Genomic DNA, 20,825 nt, shown 5'->3' on the forward strand with positions numbered 1-20,825 from the left:
TTCCCTGCTTCCGTGCACGGAAGGAACAGGCCATAAGAAAAGAACCGCCCCTTTAGGGAGGCGGTTCTTTTTGAAAAAAGGCAAGGAGCGGATGCTTCGTCCGCATGGGCCGGCTTTAGCCGAGCACCTTGTAGTACTGAAGGTGAATCTGGGGATTCAGGCGAAGGCGTTCGCGGATGGTCTTGATGGCGGAAGGTTCCGCAGAGAACGTGTAGGTCACGTACTGGCCGGCGGAAAGGTGGTTGGATTCGTAAGCGAATTCGCGGCGGCCGGTGTTTTCCGTGGCGGTGATGTCGGCGCCTTCTTCCTTCATCGTGGCGGCTACGGTATTGATCAACTCCTCAACGGGGGTTTCCGTACCCTTCATGTTGAATACGATAAGAGCTTCGTAATTTCTCATGGTCTTGTGATAATTAGAAATGTGTCGTGCGAACGGTGCGCACCTTGCGGGCAAGTAAGGTGCAATGATTGTCTTCAGAAAGCAAGCCTATTTTTTACCTTGTTTCCGGGAAGATGCCGTTTCCTGCATTTTATTCCCGTCGGGGAAGGAAAGAATGGGGAACGCGGCAACGGAAGAGATTGACTTTTCCCGTACGGTTGCCAATCATCCGTTCATGGTGAAATTGTTCTGCATGGCGCTTCTTGCCGGATTCCTCTGCTGCGGGAGCGCCCGTTCCGGCGTCCGGATGGTGGATGTGGTGGGGGATGAAACGTTTACCAGGGCTCTGGGGACGATTGGCAGCCAGGTGAAGGATTCCTCCTCCTGCAAAAAAGTGGTCAAGGAATTGAACCGGGAGGCTGACCGGATGGAAAAGGCGTGGCGGGAGGCGTTCATGTCCGGACCCCCTACCACGCAGGAGTGGTGCCGTGTGGCTGACGTGGATGTGCAGTTGTTCAGAAAAATGGCGGAAAGCAGGAAACGGGAAAAAAAGGAGGAGATAGTTTCCTTATCGGAATTGGAGGATGACGGCGTCATTACCCATGAGGAGGCGGAAGAGGGATTTTCTGCGCTGCGCAGGATGATGTGGGCGTCCAAGACGGCGATAGACTCCCTGGATGATTTCATCGCGCAGGCGGAACTGCCTCTGCCGTCATCCCCGGAGGGAGACTCCTATGAAAAGCTGCTGGCCTGGAAGTTGAATCCTGAATCTTCCCTGTCTTATAAGATAGATCACGACCCGCTGGTTAACGGCAGTCTGGAAGAAACGCTGCAACGGTGCTGGAGTGGCGAAGTTCTGGGGTTGTTGACGGATACGGTTCCCCGGATTTCCCGTGAGAGGCGTTTTTTGTTAATCCGGTGTTATGCAGACCGGCAGGTGGAGATGGCGGAAAGGTTTTCCAGGCTTCCGGCCCTGACGCCTGAACAATGGTGCTGGTTCCAAAAGAGGGAGCATGACAGGGAAGCCTTGGAACGTTCCGCCGCAGATCTGTTAACGATTGCTCTGCTTTTGTGGAATAAAGGAGAAAGGGAGGAAAGTGATCCCCTGATGGAAGAAACCTTCCGGTATTGGGTTTCAGCCTCGGAACGGGTGGCAGAGGTGTGGCGGAAAAAACTCCGGAAAGAAGAGGGGCGTTAACGCGTCTGCGCCATCCTTACGGCCAGCTGGAAGGCGTGGATGGTGCTGGACGGATTGGCCTTTCCGGCGCCCGCCAGGTTGAAGGCGGTTCCGTGGTCCGGGCTCAGCCGGGGACGGGGAAGGCCCAGCGTGACATTCACGGCGGTATGGAAGTCCACCAGTTTCAGCGGAATCAGCCCCTGGTCATGGTATGGGGCCAGCACGGCGTCATAGTTCCCTTCCACGGCGTCCCGGTACACGCAGTCCGGAACGGACGGACCGTCAAATTCCGCGTCCGGATGAATGGCCCCCAGCCGTTCTACGGCCGGGGCAATAATAGTTCCGTCCTCGTCGCCGAAGGCGCCGTGTTCCCCGGCGTGGGGGTTCAGGGCCGCCAGGGCGATGCGCGGGCGGAGGATTCCCTTGCGGAGGCAGAAATTTTTCAACAGGGTTCCGATGCGGACCAGTTCCTCCGTGTTCAGCAGGGACGGCACGCTTTGAAGGGACGTGTGGATGGTGGCCAGGCCCACCGTCAGCCGTTTTCCGGTCAGGCACATGGCGTAATTGTCCGTATCCAGGCGTTCCGCGAAGAATTCCGTCTGTCCCGGCCAGCGGAAGCCTGCCTCGTGCAGGGTTTCCTTGCAGACGGGCGCGGTGACGACGGCGTCAACCGTTCCTTCCCGCAGGGCATGGGCCGCCTGTTCCAGATGGTCAAAGGCGTGCTTGGCGGATTCCGCATTCGGCCTGCCGATGCGGACCTGCACCCTCTTGCCGATGAGGCGGTATTCCGCCCCTTCCGGGAGCTCTCCGGAGGCAAGAGCTGCGGAGATGACTTCCGGGCCTATGCCTGACTGGTCGCCCAGCGTGTATCCGATAACCGGTTTCATGGTGTGGAAAGTGGCGCCCTTACAATTCCGTGGCTTCCGGTATCCCCGCGGCGGGAGCCGGAACTTCTTCCGCAGGGGGGGCAGCGGGAGCAGGGGCTTCTGCCGCCGGGGCCGCCTGGAGGGCGGCAGCCCGCTTCTCCATGTTGATGACCTGGGTGGTTTTTTCCGGTTCGTCAGGGTTGCGGAGTTCGAACTCCAGGTGGGAGTTGGTGGACCAGTGGTAGTAAATGGTGGCGCCAAGGGCGGCCAGCACCAGAATCAGGAGAATGGAACCGAAGAAGGAGCGCATGCCGTTACTGTGTCCTGACGGAAAGGGGAATTCAAGAAATTATCAAGACCGCCTGCATGGGCTGGAAACGCCGTAAACGGCCACGTAAAACTCCGCCGCTGCGCACGCCCATTTCCGGAAGGGGCGGCGGCGCAGAAAGAAGGCGCCAGAAGCAGAGCGGCGACTGCGCCGGCGCATGCCGGCTCAATCCCGGCGCGTGGGGCAGCTGTAAAAAGAGGGAAGACGAAGGCGGCGTGGAAAGATTCAGGACAGTATTTTAACCGCAAGGAACAGAATAATGAGCAGGATCACGAAGCCGATAATCCTGCCCGCCACGCTGCCGCCTTCCCCGTGCTGGCCGCACATGGGGCAATGCTCCGTGCCGTTCACGCCGCCGCACTCCATGCCGCACGCGCCGCAGGCGGAATCTTCCTCCCCTTCCTGCGCGTGGTCTTCAAAGAGGATTTCCAGCTCGCGCACGGAGGGCTCCACGCCGGAAACGACGATCTCCCCGTCAATGGCGAGGGCGGGAAGCGGAGCGCCGACCTGCTCCGGCGCGGCTTCCGTTTCCCGCATCTCCGGTTTCATGCCCAGACGGTCCAGCGCCTGGCGGGCGTTGGAGCGCAGGGCGTTTCCCGGAAAGTCCCGGTTGTAAAAAAATTGAATGCTGGTCATGGCGGTGGGGATGTCCGGACTGCTTCCGTTTGCGGGAAACGGCTTCCTCCAACAAATAGGATAGGAGCCGAAAGGTCAATGCGTTTTTCCGTGTCATGACATATAAGTGTTGTACGGAAAATATTTTAGACTTTTCAAACGTGGGGGGAACGGGCACTATCCCGCCGGTCCCGCCATGAAAAAGCTATCTCTATTCCTCTTGACCCTGGTCTGTGTATTCCAGTTCTCCGCCCAGGCGCAGGAACGGCCCAGTTACATCGCCATTGAGGCCAATTCCGGCAAACTCCTTTTCAGTTCCAACGCGGAAGCAAAACGGCCCGTAGCCAGCCTCTCCCAGGTAGCTACCGCCATGGTGACGCTGGACTGGGTGGCCCGCACGCGCCTGCCGCTGGACACCTTCATCGCCGTGCCGCAGGAAGCCTTCGGCCTCCGCGCCGGAAATCCCATGGATCTCCAGCCGGGAGACCGCCTGACGCTCCGGGACGCGCTGTATTCCACCCTGCTGGGCTCGGACAACGTGTCCGCCCTGACCATCGCCTCCTTTGTGGGCCGTGACCTGGTGTCCCGCCGGGGCGGCGGCTCACCCATTGCCGCCTTCGTGACGGAAATGAACAACCTGGCCCGTTCCCTGAGGATGGCCAAGACGCGCTTCACCGCTCCCCACGGCCTGGACGCGGGCAACTCCGTTTCCACCTCCTGCGCGCTGGACATGGCCCTGCTGGGCGTTTACAGCATGCAGAACCCGGCCTTCTGCTACATCGTTTCCCAGGCGAGCCGCCGCATTGAGGTGCAGTCCCAGACCAAGGGCAGGACGATGTATGATATTTCCAACAACAACAAGCTCATGAGCTCTCCCGGCGTGGACGGCATCAAGGCGGGAACCTCCCGCGCCGCCGGCCCCTGCCTGCTGCTCAGCGTGACGCGCAACGCCATCTCCCGCCGCAGCCCCCAGACGGGGACGGAGGTGATTTACCCGCAGCGCATGATTATTGTGGTGCTCGGCTCTGCGAACCGCTATCCCCTGGCCAAGCAGATGATGACCACCGGCTGGCGGGTGTGGGAAAACTGGCAGGCTTCCGGCATGGACATGAAGGATCCCAAGGAGTTTGTCCAGCTTCCCGTGAAATCTGGTACAGAAAAGAGATAGGAAGTAGACGGCCCCGGAATTTTCTGCTATAAGAGGCACCGAATATGAACATCGGTGTTTTGAATAGCGGGGGTGACTCTCCCGGGTTGAATGCAGTCATTGAAGGTGTGGTAGGCGCGGCTTCCCGCCGCGGCTGGAACGTTGTCGGTTTTTACGACGGTTTTGAAGGGCTTCTGTCCGAGGAAGGCAATGAACGGTTTGAATGGCTGACTCCTGTCTGCTGCCGCGGCTTGCGCGCCAAGGGCGGCACCATCCTGGGAACCGTGAACAAGGGGAACTTCGCCATCAAGGTAGGCGTGGACCAGAAGGGGGCGATTGAACCCGCCGTGCTGGAAAAGACCAAGGCCACCATCCGGCGGCTGGGCCTGGACGCCCTGATCGTCGTGGGCGGAGACGGCTCCCAGTCCACAGCTCTGCTGCTTTCTGAAATAGGCCTTCCCGTGGTAGGGGTGCCCAAGACCATTGACAACGACCTGGGCGCGACCGATGTCACCTTCGGCTTCTACAGCGCCGTTTCCATCGTCTCCGAATCCCTGGACCGCCTGGAAACCACCGCAAACGCGCACCAGCGCATGATGGTGGTGGAAGTGATGGGGCGGCATGCGGGGTGGATTGCCCTGGAAGGCGGCATCGCCGGAAGCGCGGATGTGATCCTGCTGCCGGAAATTCCCTTCTCCATTGAAAACGTGGTGAAATGCATCAAGGACCGCAAGGCGGCCGGGCAGCGGGAAATCCTGGTAGTGGTCTCTGAAGGCGCCCGCCTGGCGGACGAACTGGTGCTGCTGGATGAAAAGACCCAGGGGGAAGTGCGCCTGGGAGGCATCGGCAAGGTGATCTCCAAGAAACTGGAGGAAGCCACGGGAATTGAAACGCGTTCCTGCGTGCTGGGCCATATCCAGCGCGGCGGTTCCCCCTGCGCCTATGACCGTATTCTGGGCGTGCGGTTCGGCAGTTACGCCGTGGAGCTGGTGGAAAAGCGCAAGTTCAGCTGCATGGTTGCCCTCCGGGGAACGCAGATGACTGCCGTGCCCATTGAGGAAGCCGTGAAAACCCTGAAGCTGGTGGACCCCGACTGCCAGCTGGTGCGCACGGCGCGCGACCTGGGCGTATGCTTCGGGGACTGACGTTCCCCCGTTTGCAGGCGAACAACGCGGCCTCCTGCGGCGTTGACTGTTTTTCAACCGTATCCTGGAATCAGGATACGGTTATTTTTTGCGGAAGCACGCCATATTCATTGGGACCGGGAGAGCTTTTAAGCAGCATCATGGACAGGAAGAGGATGGAAAACAGGTCCATCAGGCTGGAGGCCATCCCCAGATAGCCCAGGTAGGGCGTCATGTCCTCCGGAATCAGGCGCAGCAGGAAAATCAGCAGGAAGGTAACGATGAAAATGAGGATGGGAATCAGGATGAATTTTCCGCTCAGGCTGCTGTCATGCAGGCGGCGCACGGCCACCGGCAGGTTGAACAGGATGTTGAGCCCCGCCACAGCCGCCAGAAGCTCCAGGGAAAGCATGCTCAGCTCTCCGGACTGGTAGAAAAAGTAAAAGGTGGGGTTAAAGCAGGCGTGCGCCAGCAGGATCAGGGTATCCTGCGGGTGGGCGGCGTACAGCAGGATTTGGCGGGACGGGGAGACGTAAAAGCCCAGCGGGTTGCTGTCCACGTCTATCATGCTGTAGCCCAGCGGCAGGAACAGGAGGACGGAAAGGAGGAAGAAGGACCAGAATTCCGCCCGTGAGGCGCGCCCGGCCACCGTGGTCAGCTTCCGCAGGCTGATGAGCCAGTAAAGGTAAAACGGCGTGAAAGGCGGCTTTTTCCGTTCTCCGGGAGTAACGGAGGCGTTTGCCGGCTGTGCGCCCGCGCGGCGGCAGTACTTGTTGCCGTCCGTCTTGCTTTCTCCCAGCGTCAGGTAGAAAAAAATCAGGTGCCCCAGGCCGAAGGGAAGCAGCACGGAAAGAATCCAGAGGCCGCTCCTGCCCGTATCATGCAGGCGTCTGAATGCCGCCGCCGCGCAGGGAACTATCAGGGCTGCCCACAGGAGGATGGTCAGGGCGTCCCCGTAAACGCTCAGCCTTGTATCCGGAATGTGCAGCCAGTCCGTCAGGATGTAGCCTGCCAGGGCCGGAATCAGGGCCAGGAGGGGAAGAGCCATGAACCACCAGAATTCCGCCCGGGAAGTGCAGCCCCGGAAATCCGCATAACGGCGGAAGCCTTTTTTCCAGCAGGAAAGGGGGGAAGGGGAGGAAGATGACTGTGGAGCGGCGGAAACGGCAGGAGAAGCAGGAGTAGCAGGAGTAGCAGGAGTAGCAGGAGTAGCAGGAGTAGCAGGAGTAGCAGGGGTAGCAGGGGTAGCAGGGGTAGCAGGGGTAGCAGGGGTAGCAGGGGTAGCAGGGGTAGCAGGGGTAGCAGGGGTAGCAGGGGTAGCAGGGGTAGCAGGGGAGTCCGGCATGGATGAGAAGGGGGTTTCCGTTTAGACCCCCTGACGCCGGGAAATGCTCAATATGCCCGCATCCAGGACACGGAAAATTTCTTTCCCGCAGCAGGGCCGGTCAGATCAGGACAACCGCCATCAGCAGCATCCCGGCAATGATGCCCATGATGGAAATGTGGTGGTGCCCCCAGCGTTCCGCCATGGGCAGCAGCTCGTCAAAGGATATGAAGACCATGATGCCCGCCACGGAAGCGAAGAGGATGGCCAGCACGGTGGGGGTGAGGAAGTGGAACAGGAAGAGCATGGCGATGGCCGCGCCCACCGGTTCCGCCAGGCCGGAGAGGAAGGAATAGAAGAGGGCTTTTTTACGGTTGCCCGTACCGTAGTAAAGAGGCACCGCCACGGCAATCCCTTCCGGAATGTTGTGGACGGCTACGGCCAGGGCGATGGACGTGCCCAGCGTCAGGGAGTCCAGCCCGGCGGCGAAGGTGGCGACCCCTTCCGGAAAGTTGTGGATGCCGATGGCCAGCGCGAACAGGATGCCGGACCTTTTGATTTTGGAGGAGGAAAATTCCCCGCTGCCCTGCCCGTGGATGTCTTCCGGGCCGCGCGCTTCGTGCGGGTTTTCGTCTTCCGGCACCAGGTAGTCAATCAGGGCCGCCACGGCAATGCCTCCGAAGAAGGAGGCAATGGCAATCCATGCGCCTGCCGTGTGACCTTCAAATTCCATCAGCCGGTGCTGCGCCTCTCCCAGCAGTTCCACCAGGGAAATGTACACCATCACCCCGCCGGAAAACCCCAGGGAAAAGGTAAGCGTCTTCGTATCCGTCCTCTTCATGAAGAAGGCGATGAAGCCCCCTATGCCGGTGGCGAGACCGGCCAGCGTAGTGAGCAGGAAGACGACGAGGATGTGGTTGGCGGAAAGGTCCATGTGCGGACCTGCCGGGCAGGGAGAACCCGGTACCCGGCAGGAAAAAATAGGTTATTTTTTCGCGGGCGCCGGAGGAACGATCATTTTAGTGGCCCGGATGGCTCCGGGGGGAAGCGGGGGCTCTTCGCCCGGCTTCAGCTGGCCCCGTTCCTTCTTGATTTCGGGCAGTTTTTCCAGAAGCCTGCTGCACCTTTTTCCTTCAAAGCTGTCCGGAAGAAGCGCAATGGCTTCTTTAAGGGGCCGTTCCAGTTCATTCACCCTGTTTTGCTGCATGAGCAGGTTCACCTCTTGCATGAGGACAGCCTGTTTGACTTCCGGAAGCAGCCCGTCCTTCTTCAGGTAGCCGTCCATGATGGAAAGGGCTTCGTCAGGCTTTTGCTCCGCCAGGATGTGGACGTTTTTCTGCCGGAACGTATCGGCCAATTCCTCTCTCTGGGTATTGAGCAGCTCTTTCCTGTTCAGTTTGGCGCGGATGCCGGAAGCATCCTGCGGATCCAGTTTCGCCAGTTCTTCCAGAGCCGGCTTATAGAAGGTGCGGATGCTGGACTGGGGAACCGTGTTCAGCAGCTGGACCAGGGCGTCCCGGCGCTCTTGCTCTGTAAGCTGTCCCGCCAGTTTGGCCGTCAGGGCCTGCTGCGTTTTGAGGGCTTCCGCCGCCTTTTCCGTATCCTGCATGACCTGGTCCGGATTGGAGTAGCCTACGACGGTATGGACGGGGCGCCCCTGGGCGTCCGCAAACACCAGCGTGGGGAATCCGGTGATGCCGTAGGATTTCTTGTAGGTTTCCAGAGAAGCTTTTGTCTGTTCGTCCTGCTGCTTTTTACGCGGGTAGTCCAGTTCCACGGGAATGAAGGAGCGGGCGATGTCTTCCTGCACTTTGGGGAGGGAAAGGGCCTGCTTTTTCTGCATGGTGCAGGCTCCGCACCAGTCGGAACCGGTGAATTCCAGCATCACGCCCTTTTTCCGGGCGGCGGCCTGCTGCATGGCCTCTGCGGGGTTGGTGCTCCAGGCTTCGGAAGCTCCGGCGACTCCGGCAAGGAGCGCGGCCACGAGGGGTAATATGAGTGTTTTCATAATATGGAGATGATTGTTACATGGGGGGCAGCGGAGAATGGGCGGGAGGAACCCACATGTTCCCGGAAGAGGATCCGTCCGAATCTCCCGTGTGTGTGGGCGTTTCAATTTGCGGCTTTCCGGCGGGCGGGTCCAGGTCCTCCACCACCACTTTCTTTTTGGGGGACTGTGGAGCGGGGGAGGGAGCCGGAGCCGGAGAAGGCGCCCGGCGGATCACGGGGGCCTGAAGGGAGGCGTCCGTCTGGTTCATGGCCGTGATGTTCAGGGGGTCGCCGTAGGCCAGCATTTCCCGGATGTCGTCCGGGAGGTCTCCGGCCGGAATGGAGGTGCTCCCCTGTTCGTGCATGATGCGCACGAATTCATTTTCCACGCGGGTGATTTCCACGTTCAGGTAGGTTTTGCCGGAATGGGATGTTCTGAGGATGTCGAATTTGCGGCCGCGGGCCTTGGCCCTGGCGTCCTGGCGGTAGCGTTCAAAGTAGGAGCGGATTTCCCCCCGGATGCCGGCCACGCGCATTTTCTCCTTCTCAATGGACTTCTGCGTCTCTTCCAGATCGGATGCCGTATGTTCAAAAATGTCCAGCAGGCCGAGGAGCTGTTCCTTGGGGGCGGTCCTGTTCCGTATTTCCATGAGCTGTACCTGCTTTTTCAGGAGCTGGGAGTGATTGGCCTCCAGCGCCTCCCGCGCGTCTTTGACCGGGTCCGGGAGCTGGGAGAATTTTTCATAAACGATGTAGCCGGCCCCGATGACGATGAGGGCGAACAGCCCAAGGCACAGATTCCAGAAAAGGGCGTCTCCCCTGGCTTTCCGTTCGGCGTCTTCCTGCCGGGCCGATTCTTCTTCCGCGGCGTGTTCGGACACAACGTCCAGGGAGGTTTTCAGGCGTTTTTTAGCCGCAGGGGCGGAGGTTCCGTCCTTGTGTTCTTCGCCGTTCTCCCTGGGGGCGAAGCGGGTTTCGTCTTCGGAAGGAGGGAGGGCCTCGTCGGACGGCTGCTTGGGGGAAGGTGAGTCAGTCATGGGTTACGTGGGGGGTGGGGTTAATCTACCGGGTGGGACTGCTTGAATTCGGCCAGTTTGGCGGCATACGCGTTATACTGGTATTGCAGGGCGTGGAACTCCTGCTTGCGCTGAGCCAGCGTCTTGCGCATGTCTTCAATGTCAAAGCACAGGTGCTCGAAGTCGCGGCGCTTGGAGGGCAGAATGTCAATATCCTTCACCGTGAAAGGCGTGGTGACTTTTCCCGGGGTGGAAAGCCGTTTTTGAAGATTGTAGTTCACGCGGGCGTCGTGGGATTCCGCGCGGCTGATTTCCTGGTCTATCTGGGCCAGGGCGTCCTTCGCCTGCTGGAGCTGGGCCTGGAGCTGCTGGTGTTCCGAGGAGGAATTTCCCGTAATAAAGGAGGTAAGGGCTTCATTCGTACCGCTGTCGCACGAGGTGAGGGCCAGCGCAAGGGCCAGCGCCGGACAGGTACGCCTGGTGAATCGCACGATATTGAACATGCCGGGGATTATGAACATTAACGGGGGGGGAAAGTCAAACTGTTCATGCGCCCTGCGGAACAATGATTTTTCTCGCATAAAACGCGCATGCGGCTACAATGCCCGCGGCATGATGCAATTATCGGAGATTGGAGGCCACCTGACGGCCAGAACGGGTATTGATGATTTGATGGAGGATTTGTTCAAGGCCCTCCATTCGGAGGAAACAGGCCTGTGCCAGTTGAACGGTGGGAGCCCCGCCGTCATTCCTGAGGTGACGGAACTCTGGCGCCGCAGCATGGCGGAGCTGGTGCGGAATGGAAAGTTTGACGTGCTGGTGGGCCATTACGCCCATCCGGGCGGTGACCCCGCCTTCATTCGCGCGCTGGTCCGTTTTCTCAATGAACGCTGCGGCTGGAACCTGGCGCCGGAGAACGTGGCGATCACCCAGGGCGGCCAGATGGCCTGCTTCACGCTGTTCAACATGCTCGCGGGGCCTTGCCCGGGCGGAGGCATGCGTGAAATCCTTTTTCCGCTGTGCCCGGATTATGTGGGCTACCAGTCCCAGTCCCTGTGCGGGGGCGTGATGTTCCGGGGCATCCGGCCCGGCATCCGCATGCTGGACGGCCATACGTTCAAGTACGTGATTGACTTTGACCGCCTGGACATACGCCCGGAAACGGCCGCCGTCTGCATGTCCCGCCCTACGAACCCCACCGGCAACGTGGTGACGGATGAGGAGCTGGACCGCCTGCGGGAGATGGCGTCCCGCGCCGGGGTGCCCCTGATGATTGACAACGCCTACGGACCGCCGCTGCCCAACATCTGCTTTGTGCCCGTGAAGCCGGCCTGGGATGAAAACATGATCCTGACCATGAGCCTTTCCAAAATCGGTCTGCCCGGCACGCGCACCGGCATCGTGATTGCGCGCCCGGACGTCATCCGGGCCGTGGTCAGCATGGTGACCACCTCCTCCCTGTGCCCGAACAACCTGGGCCAGGCGCTGGTAACGCCCTATCTGGAAGACGGCACGCTGGAGCGCGTCTGCCGTGAAACCCTCACGCCGTTTTACCGCGGACAGGCGGAATTCGCCCTGTCCCTGCTGCCGGAACTCTTCGGAGAATCCATCCCGTGGCGCGTCCACAAGAGTGAAGGCGCCATGTTCCTGTGGCTGTGGTTCGAGGGGCTTCCCATCACGTGCCAGGAACTCTACGAACGGTGCAAGGCCCGGGGATGTTTTGTGAATCCCGGCCACCACTTCTTCTTCGCCCTTCCGGAGGAGGGGGAACCCTGGCCGCACCGGCATGAATGCATCCGCATCAGCTTCACCCAGACGGAGGAACTCCTGCGCAAGGGGCTTTCCATCGTGGCGGACGAGGTGAAGAAGGCCTACTCCCATTCTTAACCTAAATCTGACCCGTAACCATGAACAGCATGACCGGCTTCGGCAGAGCCGTTGCCCAGACAGACCGTTACAACATCCTTGTTGAAATATCAGGCGTAAACCGCAAACAGACGGAAATTGCCGTCAACGTGCCGCGCAGCTATGCGGAATGGGACGCCCCCGTGCGCTCCATCGTCCAGGGGGCCGTATCACGCGGCCGCGTGGGCGTCTCCGTCTCCGTGGAACGGCTGGCGGAAGCGGACGGCTCCCTCCAGCTTGATGAAAACAAGCTGGCCTCCCTCGCGGGGCTGCTGAACCGCGCGGCTGACCTGGCCGGGCAGCCCATGCCCCTCCAGGCGTCCGACTTGCTGCGGCTGGAAATCATCGCTTCCACGGCGGAAGCCGCCCTTTCTCCGGAGGAGGCTTGGCCGGTGGTGGAAGAGGCGCTCAAGGCCGCCCTGAAAGATTTTACCGCCATGCGCGCGGCGGAAGGAGCCAATCTGAAAGCGGACGTGCTGGGCAAGCTGGATACGCTGGAACAATTCCGCCTCAGCATCGCGGAGCACGCCCCTTCCGTGCCCGTCAGGCTGCGGGAAGCCATGCTCAAGCGTCTGGCGGAGGCCGACCTGTCCGTTTCTGCGGACGATGAACGCATCATCCGGGAAGTGGCCCTGTTTGCGGACAAGTGCGACATTTCCGAGGAAATCACCCGCCTTTCCTCCCATTTTGACCAGTTCCGCACCTTGTGCGGTTCGTCCGCGCCCGCGGGCAGGCCCCTGGACTTCCTCTGCCAGGAAATCTTCCGGGAATTCAACACCATCGGCGCCAAGGCGAACGACTCCACGCTGGCCCATCTGGTGGTGGCGGCCAAGACGGAGCTGGAAAAAATCAGGGAACAGGTTCAGAACATCGAATAACAGCCATGAAACAGCCATTGGGAACTTTGCTGGTGGTGTCCGGGCCTTCCGGTTCCGGGAAAACGACCTTGTGCCGCCGCGCGACGGAAAACGGGCTGTGCGTGTACAGCATCTCCTGCACGACGCGCCGTCCCAGGTCCGGGGAAGTTGACGGGGTGGACTACCACTTCCTGACTGCCGCCGAATTCGCCGCCAGGGTGGAGCGGGGGGACTTTCTGGAATATGCGGAGGTGCACGGCAACCGTTACGGCACGCTGAAGGCGGACATCCTGAATCTTCTGGAACAGGGGAAAAACGTGGTGATGGACATAGACGTGCAGGGGGCGGAGCAGATCCGCGCCTGCGTGGACGGCATTCTTCCCAAATGCTATACGGACGTCTACATCTACGTGCCTCAGGAAGAGCTGAGAAACCGCCTTTGCGGCCGCCAGACGGATGAAGACGAGGTGATCTCCCTGCGCCTGCGCAATGCCGCGCGGGAGGACGCCTGCCTGCCCCGGTACCAGTATTGCCTGGTTTCCTCAGACCGGGAAACGGACTACGCCGCCTTTGCCGCCCTGCTCAAGTGCCAGTCCATGCGCGTGGCGCTGATGAGGGAGTAGGACTCCCGGGTGCTGGATTTTTAAGGGGCTGTCTTTCTTTTTACAGGAGAGACAGCCCCAAATAATGAAATGGGTCCACATCTGAATCACCACGGAAGGTAAAATGTACCGTGGGATCAGGCTCCGGATTCCGGATTTGCCGGACCAGCTCAACATTGATAGATACTTCTCACTGAGAATGTTCAAGAGTGGGATTGTATTGGAAGGCCATGTCAAAAAACCTAACTCAACCATTGTTGATGATCCTCGAAAACCTCACAAGGAGAATTATTCCGTCTCCTTCACTTTTAAGGAGGCTCCCAATTCCCGTAAACGCCCTGAATATGACGACGACAAAAACAACGATTTTTCTGGTCAGCCTTGCGGTATCGGTTTCGTGGCTCTGGTATCAGATGACGGTTGCACTATTTCCATTACGGACGATAAGGGAAAAAAACAGGAATGGCTGAAAGAAAGCGGCAAAGGTCATGATATTTCCAAGGGAAGAAGGGATTATCCCCACATTTTGATGCCCGGCACCCATACGTTTGACATTGAATATTCCCAGACCTATTACAATCCGGCTCCGGGGAAAAAAGATCTAGACGGAATTACCCTTTTCGTCACTCCTGTTGTGGTGGACATTTCCGTGCGGAAGCAAAATGCGCCTACGGAGAACAGTAGAGTATTGCTGATTAAGGGAGAATGCATAGAAATGGCGTTGAATAAGGATATGCTGGGACAAAAAAGCAAATTTAAAGATATTATCACATGGGAAATATGCCGGCTTCGAGCATCAAAGACACTTAATTTTGAAACCCAATGGGTTGAAGTTGGAAATGGAACAACATGTACCTACCAGTGCAATACTCCGGGAATTTACCGTGTGCGTTCTAAAATCAATGGTAAAATTTTTACATATACTCGGCGGGAAGATGCGTATGGTGGAAAAAAATCTCCTTTTTTGTGTAGGGGAGACCCGGATTGCGTAGGGGTAGTCAACAGTCAGCATGAGAAAAACCTTATTAATAGTGCCATCGCAGATTTGATGAAAAAGACTTATGCCAAATTGACCCCGTGGTATGATTTTGACAAATTGGAAGATGTTTTCCGTAACGCTTCTCCTCCATTGGATACCGCAACAAAACAGCTTTATACGGAAGCGGCTCTTCTTAAAAAAGAAGTAAAGAATTACGGGCATAATGCCTTTGGAATGAATAATTTTTATAATCAGAGCAAATGTAATATATTTGTATTTTACCACTGCCATTCCTGTGGTATTGATATTCCTACCTTCACCATCAACCTCGTCCAATCACGGGCCCCCATAGTTGCAGAATGGATATCACCAAATACAACAATAAAAGGGTGGAAATGGTTCAAGGCTTCCACTGTTTTACCTGAGCCTGGATGGCTTTGTTTCGATGATGCCCACTGTGCTATTATAGACTATGACGGTGCAGGAATTAGTGGCGGAGTTTCTGATAACAATAAAATTCTCTATTTAATATTCCCGAATTATTTTAGAAAACATGAATAAACTATTATCTTATTTCTTGCTGAGCCTGCTTTCCTTTCCGGCTTTTTCCAATAATCAGGAGAGTCCGGATTATTGGAAAAAAATAAAAATTGTTCAGCAACAGAAAAGTCAATGCATCAAGGAGAAGCAATGGAAGGCCGCGGCAAAGGCGGATGCCGAATGCCGTCAGCTTATTCTTAAGAATATTCCCTTTATCTTCAATGATCTTTCCCGGTTTTCCAGGGTGGAGCTTACACAGATGGCTGACTACATCAGAAAATTTCCGGATGAAGACTATTTGCAGGCAGTTCAAGAACTGGCCAGGCGTGCAAAAGCCACGGATCCGCTTCATCAAGGTTTTCTTGAAAAAATCATTTTTGATCCTTTTGAAGGTCCCAGGGACAATTTTTTCGCCCTGAATTGGAGAGACCGGCAAATCAGAGATATTTGTAAGGAGCTGGACTCCAAACTATCTCCGAACAGCCCCTCCCGGAAACAGATCGCGGACATTCTCAACGGCCAGCAGTTCCAGGCGATGATTGCCGAGGGATTGGAAGGCGCAACCCTCCGCATGCCCTCCCGATTATCCAGAGAGGGTTATGATCCCCTATTCCGTGACAAACACGCGGGCGCTTCTGAAAAACAGCAACGTCAAGTCATCCTGGACCTTCAAAAGGCATGGAATGCCGCGTGCGCCCTTACGCTGGCCATGGATGGGGAAAAAGATATGTCCAAGACAGTTGACGCCTGGAAAGCCGCTATTAACGCCGGTCAGAACGTGATGTCCCTTCAGCCACCCGCCTCAGAGAAGGAACAGCAGGCTTTGGGCCAATTCTTTTATAAATCAGTATTTCTTCAGTACAGTAACTTGTCACCTGTGATTCACCAGCCTGATTCCCTGTATGTGCGGGTAAGTGAAAAGCTTGCTTCGTTAACAGAAAAGAAGGAATTCACGCCCCTGATTGAGACCATTCTTTCTTTTTTCCATACGATGGCCCAGCCGGATTCCTACTTGAATGAGGAGGCACTTTATCTTCATTCAGAACCCATGCGTCAGAAGATACGGAAAGAACGCCTTTCCTGTGATCCGGATGAATCCTGACTTTTTACACGGAAGAGCGGATTGCCCGCCGGGAAGCCTTTTCCGCAGAATCGTCTTTTCTACTTGAGCGGGTACAGCCAGCCGACGGTGCAGGTGAAGATGATCCACAGAAGAATGTTGAGGGGCAGCCCTACTTTCACGAAGTCCTTGAATTTGTAGCCGCCTGCGTTGTACACGTAGGTGTTGGTCTGGTAGCCGATGGGGGTGGAGAAGCTGGCGCTGGCGCCGAACATGACGGCCAGGATGAAGGGGATGGGGTTGGCGTCGAATTGCAGGGCCATTTCATAGGCCAGCGGTCCCATGACGGCGGCTACGGCGTTGTTGGAAATCATTTCCGTCAGGATGGAGCAGATCAGGTAGAGGCCGGAGATGGCGACCAGGCAGCCCATGGGGCCTATGTTGTCCACCACGCCGAAGGCGATGGCCTTGGCTAGTCCGGTCTTGCTCATGGCTTCCCCCACGCACAGCATGCCCAGAATCAGGAAGATGATGCCCCAGTCCACCGCCTGGTAGGCTTCCTTCGGCTTGACGCAGCCGGAGATGACGACGATCAGGGCGCCGATGAAGGCGAGGTAGAAGGGGTTGAAGCGCGCGAAGAATTTGAAAAATTCCCCGTACTGCTCAAAGGAGCCCAGCAGCCCGATGAAGATGAACAGCCCCATGGCCAGGATGGCCCAGCCCTGCTTGCTGCGGTTGTGCGCGTCCGCGGGGCGCTGGCTCAGGGGAATGATGCGCTGCTTGGTCAGGATGCGGTTCATCCCTTCCTGCGGGCCTTCCAGCAGCAGGGTGTCCCCGGCGGCCAGCTTGGTATCCGGCCCCATGTCCGTGATGTTCTTGCCCTGCCTGTGGATGGCGAGCACAAAAATGTTGAACCGCTGGCGCAGCTTGAGTTCGGACAGGGACAGTCCGGCGAATTCGGAATTGTTGGCAATCATGCCTTCCACGATTTGCACGTCGCGCTGTTCCAGCGTTTCCAGTCCGCGGCTGTCGTCCCAGCCCAGGTCCACGCCCCTGGCCTCCCGGACCTGGTTGACTTTTCTGGCATTGCACAGGAAGAGGATGCGGTCGCCCTCCTCCAGGTTGATGTGCTGCAGTTCCTCCTGCATGGAGAAGCCCTTGCGGCGCACTTCCACGATTTTGGTGCCCAGCAGTTCGGACTGCATGAGGCTGACGGGAGTGGCGCCGATGTGCGGGGAGTCCGCGGGGATTCTGACCTGGAGCAGGAAGTCGCGCTGGATGCCGCCGGGGAGCATGGTGGACAGGGTAGGACGGGACGGGAGCCATTTGCGGCCAAAGGTCCAGAGATAGAGCAGCCCCGCAGCCGCGTAAATCAGCCCCATGGGAGTTACCGTGAACATCTGGATGCCTTCATAGCCCAGTTTCTGCACCTGGCCCAGCACGACCACGTTGGTGGAGGTGCCCACCACGGAGCAGGTGCCGCCCAGGATGGTGGCGTAGGAGAGGGGAATGAGGAGTTTGGAGGCCGCGATGTTGTGGTCCCGGCAGAAGGCCAGCACAATGGGCATCAGGATGACGACCACCGGGGTGTTGTTGACGAAGGGGGAGACCATGAACGCCCCCAGCGTGATGACCAGCAGCGCGGTCAGCTCCCGGCCTTTGGCTACCTTGTTGAAAAGCTTGGAGAGGTCCCCGATCAGCCCCGTCCTTTCCAGGGAGGCGCTCAGGATGAACATGCAGACCACCGTCAGCGGGCCGCTGTTGGCAAAGCTGGACAGCACGTCCCGCGTGCTCAGTATCCCCGTAAGCATGAGTACGGCGGTTCCTGCCAGGGCCGTGATTTCCACGGGCATCCATTCCTTGATGAAGCAGATGAACAGGAGCAGTAGCAGGATGCCCACAATCCATTGCTGGGTGGCCGCTGATTCCAGCCAGCCCATGACGGAGGCGGAGTTGATGTTGAGAAGAGAAAGCATGTACTGAAAGTTGAAGGTGCAGGGAAAGGGACCAACTCTCCTACTTTCCCGGCCTCTTTCTGTCAAGCCGCAATAATTTTCCGGAAAGGGTTTGAAAAGGCGGCTGCGCTTTTTTATGGTGGCGGCGCCGCATGGATTCCCCCATAGTAACAAGGTTCGCCCCCAGCCCTACGGGCCGTCTCCATCTGGGGCATGCCCTGGCCGCGTGGGAGGCCCGTTCCCTGGCGGACCGTTTTTCCGGAAGGTGCGTGCTGAGGATGGAAGACATCGACCGGACGCGGTGCCGTCCGGAGTTTGTAGGGGGCATCCTGGAAGACCTGGACTGGCTGGGCATCCGCTTTGACGGGCCGATGATGGTCCAGTCTTCACGCTTCAGCGCTTATGAACACGCCCTCCAGATATTGAAGGACCGCGGCGTGCTGTACCCCTGTTTCTGCACGCGCCGGGAGATTGCGGAGGAGGTGGCCGCCATGGGCGGCGCGCCGCAGGGCGGCCGCGTGGACGTTTATCCGGGAACCTGCCGCCTGCTTGACAAGGGGCGCCGGAAGGAGCTTCTCAAATCCGGCAAGCCCTTTTCGTGGCGGCTGGACTGCCGCGCCGCGGCGCGGATTACGGGCCCCCTGCTGTGGCGGGACATGCGGTCCGGAGACCAGGTCTGCCGCCCGGAGGAACTGGGGGACGTGATTCTGGGCCGCAAGGATTGTGCGGCCAGCTACCATATTGCCGTGGTGGTGGATGATGCGGCCCAGGGCGTCACCCATGTGAGCCGTGGTGAGGATTTGTTCCCTGTGACCGGCATTCACCGGACGCTCCAGGCCCTGCTGGGGCTTCCAGTGCCGCAGTGGTACCATCACCGGCTGGTGAAGGACGCCTCCGGCAAGCGGCTTGCCAAGAGGGACCGGAGCCTGAGCCTTCAGGAGATGCGTGCCGCGGGGATGCGTCCGGAAGACGTGTTCCGCCTGATGCGGGAGAGTTAGGGGATGTTCATCCCCGTATTTCCGGAGTATCTTCTTGGCGTCTTCGGCGGCTTCCGTCAGGAAGGCCGGGTTCGGGAGTCCGGTTGCGTTTTTTCCGCGGTGGGGCGGCTTCCGCGTTTTCCGATGCAGAGAAGGCATGCACAGGCCGCCGCCATGGTTAGCAGAAGAAGGGCACAGAAGGTCACCAGCAGATTCAGGTGACCCAGCGGGATAATCCATGCGGGCGGCATGATTGCCGTTCCCGCCAGTACCTGGGGAAGCCAGTTGAGGGCAGCCTGGGAAAGCTGGGTGATAAGCGTGAAGGCCAGTCCAGCGGCCAGCGTGAGACGCACCGCCGGAAGAACCGGGCGGAAGGTTTCACGGACGTTTTTTTTCATGGCCCATGCCGTTCCGGCGAACAGGGCCGCAAGGAGCAGGGGGGCCAGCAGCGCTGCGGAAGGAATGCTGTTCCAGTAGTTCCACGCACAGAGGGGGGAGACGGCCACCAGGAGGCCGGCGCTTTTAATCAGGAGGCCCCGGTGTGGCGGGGCGGGTGCCGCAGCGTGGTTCATTTCCGTTAATCGGGCCAGACATTGCCGGGCGTGCTGCCCTGGGTGATGACGACTTCCTGGCCTATTTTCAGGGTGAAATTGGGCGTTACTTCCTGCTGGACTTCCACGAGTTCGTTCGTGTCCTTGAGCTTGACGCGCACGCGGATCATTTTGGTGGCCTCCACCCTGCCGTCCACGATGGAGCCGGTGGCGGAAGCCAGTTTGGAGGTGCCCATGCCGATGATGCCGGGCGTCATCGCTTCCGCCGCCGTGCCCGCCATGTTGGCGAAGGTGCCGTCATCCGCGGAGGTCAGCACGTTGATTTCCTTGATGCGGACCACGTTGCCCAGCTTGATGGTCGTCACCTTCCCGGTGGCGATTTCCAGAGTGCTTTTTTGAGTGCAGGAGAAGAAGGTGGGGAGAATGAGAAAAACGGGAATGAATTTAAGCAGATTCATGATACACGTATGTTACTACGTTGGGAAAAGGAGGCGTTTTTCAGTGTGCGGGCAGAATTGTGTACGTGGCCAGGTACAGCAGCAGGTGGAGGGAGGCGAGGGCCAGCACCTTGTTCATGCGTTTGTCCGCAGGCGTTTTGCGGATCAGGAGCATCAGGTAGCCGCCGAAGAGGATGGCGGGAATCCACATCCACCACGTATGGGAGAGGTTCAGGTGCAGGGCCCGGCTGGACGTGGGCAGCGTGATGTAGGCCGCCAGGATGAAAGCCTGGGCCATGGCGCGCGCTTTTCCCTCCCCCAGCCGCACGGCCAGCGTGCGCTTGCCCGTAGTGAGGTCTTCCTTTCTGTCGCGGATGTTGTTGACGGCTATCATGACGGCGCACAGAAGGCCGCACTGAATGCCCACCACGATGCCGGCGTTGTACACCGCCAGGGATTCCACCAGCGTGCCGGGGACGACCGGAGCCGTGCCTATCTGCACCAGGATGGTTCCCAGGACGGCCACCAGGCCGAAGAAGAGGATGACGAATATTTCCCCCAGCCCCTTGTAGGCCAGCGGCCATGGTCCCCCCGTGTAGCCGTAGGTGAAGTAGAGGGACGGAATGCCGATGGCGATGATGGGCCAGCCGCGCAGCTCAATGAGGGGGAGCGCCAGCAGGCACGCGCCCAGCAGGAAGGCGAGGCCGATGATCATGACCGTTCCGTGGGAGAGCGCTCCGCTGGCCGTCATGCGCACGGGGCCGGTGCGCCGTTCCGTATCGGCGTGCTTGGCGTGGTCAATGGCGTCATTGAAGAAATTGCAGGCAATCTGGAGGCAGAGGCAGGAGGCAAGCGTCAGGAGGGCCAGGGCCGCGTTCCAGTTTCCGGTCAGTTTCTGCACCACCATGCAGCCTGCCCATACCGGAATGAGGGAGGCGGTGAGTGTTTTGGGGCGTGCCGCCAGAAAGGCGGAAGTAATAATGTTCATGAGAGAGCG

Annotated in this window: 22 protein-coding genes; 9 read left to right on the forward strand and 13 right to left on the reverse strand. The window is 58.7% G+C overall.

Features of this window, described 5'->3' with window-relative positions; all coding sequences use genetic code 11:
- Window positions 1–115: 115 nt before the first annotated feature.
- Window positions 116–400, reverse strand: coding sequence for a 30S ribosomal protein S6 (rpsF, locus tag J5W70_RS08135; RefSeq protein ID WP_022396138.1), 285 nt, complete (start codon window positions 398–400; stop codon window positions 116–118).
- Between the two features lie 154 nt (window positions 401–554).
- Between rpsF and J5W70_RS08140 the strand changes: the two genes are divergently transcribed.
- Window positions 555–1,577: a hypothetical protein gene (locus tag J5W70_RS08140; protein ID WP_022396137.1), complete on the forward strand. Its 1,023-nt coding sequence runs from the start codon at window positions 555–557 to the stop codon at window positions 1,575–1,577.
- On the opposite strand, the gene pdxA is transcribed toward J5W70_RS08140, so the two are convergent.
- From pdxA to J5W70_RS08155, 3 genes are all read right to left on the reverse strand, one after another.
- On the reverse strand, window positions 1,574–2,443 hold the full coding sequence (gene pdxA, locus J5W70_RS08145) for a 4-hydroxythreonine-4-phosphate dehydrogenase PdxA (protein ID WP_022396136.1): 870 nt from the start codon (window positions 2,441–2,443) through the stop codon (window positions 1,574–1,576). The genes J5W70_RS08140 and pdxA overlap by 4 nt on opposite strands.
- Before the next feature lie 19 nt (window positions 2,444–2,462).
- Window positions 2,463–2,732, reverse strand: coding sequence for a hypothetical protein (locus tag J5W70_RS08150; RefSeq protein ID WP_022396135.1), 270 nt, complete (start codon window positions 2,730–2,732; stop codon window positions 2,463–2,465).
- Between the two features lie 243 nt (window positions 2,733–2,975).
- Window positions 2,976–3,386, reverse strand: a complete 411-nt coding sequence (locus tag J5W70_RS08155; RefSeq protein WP_022396134.1) for a thioredoxin domain-containing protein — start codon at window positions 3,384–3,386, stop codon at window positions 2,976–2,978.
- A 175-nt stretch (window positions 3,387–3,561) separates the two neighbouring features.
- On the opposite strand from J5W70_RS08155, the gene J5W70_RS08160 reads away from it, so the two are divergent.
- Together J5W70_RS08160 and J5W70_RS08165 are read left to right on the forward strand one after the other, a co-directional pair.
- Complete coding sequence (locus tag J5W70_RS08160; protein WP_022396133.1) at window positions 3,562–4,533, forward strand: D-alanyl-D-alanine carboxypeptidase family protein; 972 nt, start codon at window positions 3,562–3,564, stop codon at window positions 4,531–4,533.
- A gap of 44 nt (window positions 4,534–4,577) precedes the next feature.
- Window positions 4,578–5,657 (forward strand): 6-phosphofructokinase, encoded by a 1,080-nt coding sequence (locus tag J5W70_RS08165; protein WP_022396132.1) that lies wholly within the window; start codon window positions 4,578–4,580, stop codon window positions 5,655–5,657.
- A 70-nt stretch (window positions 5,658–5,727) separates the two neighbouring features.
- On the opposite strand, the gene J5W70_RS08170 is transcribed toward J5W70_RS08165, so the two are convergent.
- The 5 genes from J5W70_RS08170 to J5W70_RS08190 all read right to left on the reverse strand — a co-directional run bounded on the left by J5W70_RS08170 (window position 5,728) and on the right by J5W70_RS08190 (window position 10,468).
- Window positions 5,728–6,981 (reverse strand): DUF805 domain-containing protein, encoded by a 1,254-nt coding sequence (locus J5W70_RS08170; RefSeq protein WP_215841905.1) that lies wholly within the window; start codon window positions 6,979–6,981, stop codon window positions 5,728–5,730.
- 100 nt (window positions 6,982–7,081) lie between these two features.
- On the reverse strand, window positions 7,082–7,894 hold the full coding sequence (zupT, locus tag J5W70_RS08175) for a zinc transporter ZupT (RefSeq protein WP_022397294.1): 813 nt from the start codon (window positions 7,892–7,894) through the stop codon (window positions 7,082–7,084).
- A 51-nt stretch (window positions 7,895–7,945) separates the two neighbouring features.
- Window positions 7,946–8,968, reverse strand: a complete 1,023-nt coding sequence (locus J5W70_RS08180) for a thioredoxin family protein (RefSeq protein ID WP_022397293.1) — start codon at window positions 8,966–8,968, stop codon at window positions 7,946–7,948.
- 16 nt (window positions 8,969–8,984) lie between these two features.
- On the reverse strand, window positions 8,985–9,986 hold the full coding sequence (locus tag J5W70_RS08185) for a hypothetical protein (RefSeq protein WP_022397292.1): 1,002 nt from the start codon (window positions 9,984–9,986) through the stop codon (window positions 8,985–8,987).
- A 20-nt stretch (window positions 9,987–10,006) separates the two neighbouring features.
- Window positions 10,007–10,468, reverse strand: coding sequence for a hypothetical protein (locus J5W70_RS08190; protein WP_146018153.1), 462 nt, complete (start codon window positions 10,466–10,468; stop codon window positions 10,007–10,009).
- A 109-nt stretch (window positions 10,469–10,577) separates the two neighbouring features.
- Between J5W70_RS08190 and J5W70_RS08195 the strand changes: the two genes are divergently transcribed.
- The 5 genes from J5W70_RS08195 (at window position 10,578) to J5W70_RS08215 (ending at window position 15,950) form a co-directional block, all read left to right on the forward strand.
- Entirely contained in the window at window positions 10,578–11,852 is a 1,275-nt protein-coding gene (locus tag J5W70_RS08195; RefSeq protein ID WP_022397290.1) for a valine--pyruvate transaminase, read from the forward strand.
- Between the two features lie 20 nt (window positions 11,853–11,872).
- Window positions 11,873–12,748, forward strand: a complete 876-nt coding sequence (locus tag J5W70_RS08200) for a YicC/YloC family endoribonuclease (RefSeq protein ID WP_022397289.1) — start codon at window positions 11,873–11,875, stop codon at window positions 12,746–12,748.
- Window positions 12,749–12,753: 5 nt separating this feature from the next.
- Window positions 12,754–13,350: a guanylate kinase gene (gene gmk / locus J5W70_RS08205; protein ID WP_022397288.1), complete on the forward strand. Its 597-nt coding sequence runs from the start codon at window positions 12,754–12,756 to the stop codon at window positions 13,348–13,350.
- Window positions 13,351–13,528: 178 nt separating this feature from the next.
- A complete protein-coding gene (locus J5W70_RS08210) occupies window positions 13,529–14,869 on the forward strand; it encodes a hypothetical protein (protein ID WP_146020173.1) in 1,341 nt (446 codons plus the stop codon).
- Complete coding sequence (locus J5W70_RS08215; protein ID WP_022397286.1) at window positions 14,862–15,950, forward strand: hypothetical protein; 1,089 nt, start codon at window positions 14,862–14,864, stop codon at window positions 15,948–15,950. Before J5W70_RS08210 ends, J5W70_RS08215 begins: the two co-directional genes overlap by 8 nt.
- Window positions 15,951–16,009: 59 nt before the next feature.
- On the opposite strand, the gene J5W70_RS08220 is transcribed toward J5W70_RS08215, so the two are convergent.
- Window positions 16,010–17,884, reverse strand: coding sequence for an SLC13 family permease (locus J5W70_RS08220; RefSeq protein WP_022397285.1), 1,875 nt, complete (start codon window positions 17,882–17,884; stop codon window positions 16,010–16,012).
- A gap of 131 nt (window positions 17,885–18,015) precedes the next feature.
- On the opposite strand from J5W70_RS08220, the gene gluQRS reads away from it, so the two are divergent.
- Window positions 18,016–18,861, forward strand: a complete 846-nt coding sequence (gluQRS, locus tag J5W70_RS08225) for a tRNA glutamyl-Q(34) synthetase GluQRS (RefSeq protein ID WP_022397284.1) — start codon at window positions 18,016–18,018, stop codon at window positions 18,859–18,861.
- A 56-nt stretch (window positions 18,862–18,917) separates the two neighbouring features.
- Here gluQRS and J5W70_RS08230 read toward each other — a convergent pair whose 3' ends face one another.
- Genes J5W70_RS08230 through menA form a run of 3 tightly spaced genes read right to left on the reverse strand, consistent with a single transcriptional unit; the run spans window position 18,918 to window position 20,816 of the window.
- Window positions 18,918–19,412 carry a hypothetical protein gene (locus tag J5W70_RS08230; protein WP_022397283.1) on the reverse strand — a complete coding sequence of 165 codons (495 nt, stop codon included), beginning with the start codon at window positions 19,410–19,412 and terminating at the stop codon, window positions 18,918–18,920.
- A 5-nt stretch (window positions 19,413–19,417) separates the two neighbouring features.
- Complete coding sequence (locus J5W70_RS08235; protein WP_022397282.1) at window positions 19,418–19,849, reverse strand: hypothetical protein; 432 nt, start codon at window positions 19,847–19,849, stop codon at window positions 19,418–19,420.
- Window positions 19,850–19,889: 40 nt separating this feature from the next.
- Entirely contained in the window at window positions 19,890–20,816 is a 927-nt protein-coding gene (gene menA / locus J5W70_RS08240) for a 1,4-dihydroxy-2-naphthoate octaprenyltransferase (RefSeq protein WP_022397281.1), read from the reverse strand.
- Window positions 20,817–20,825: the final 9 nt, after the last annotated feature.

The organism is Akkermansia massiliensis, assembly GCF_018847375.1.
GTDB classification, from domain to species: Bacteria; Verrucomicrobiota; Verrucomicrobiia; order Verrucomicrobiales; family Akkermansiaceae; genus Akkermansia; species Akkermansia massiliensis.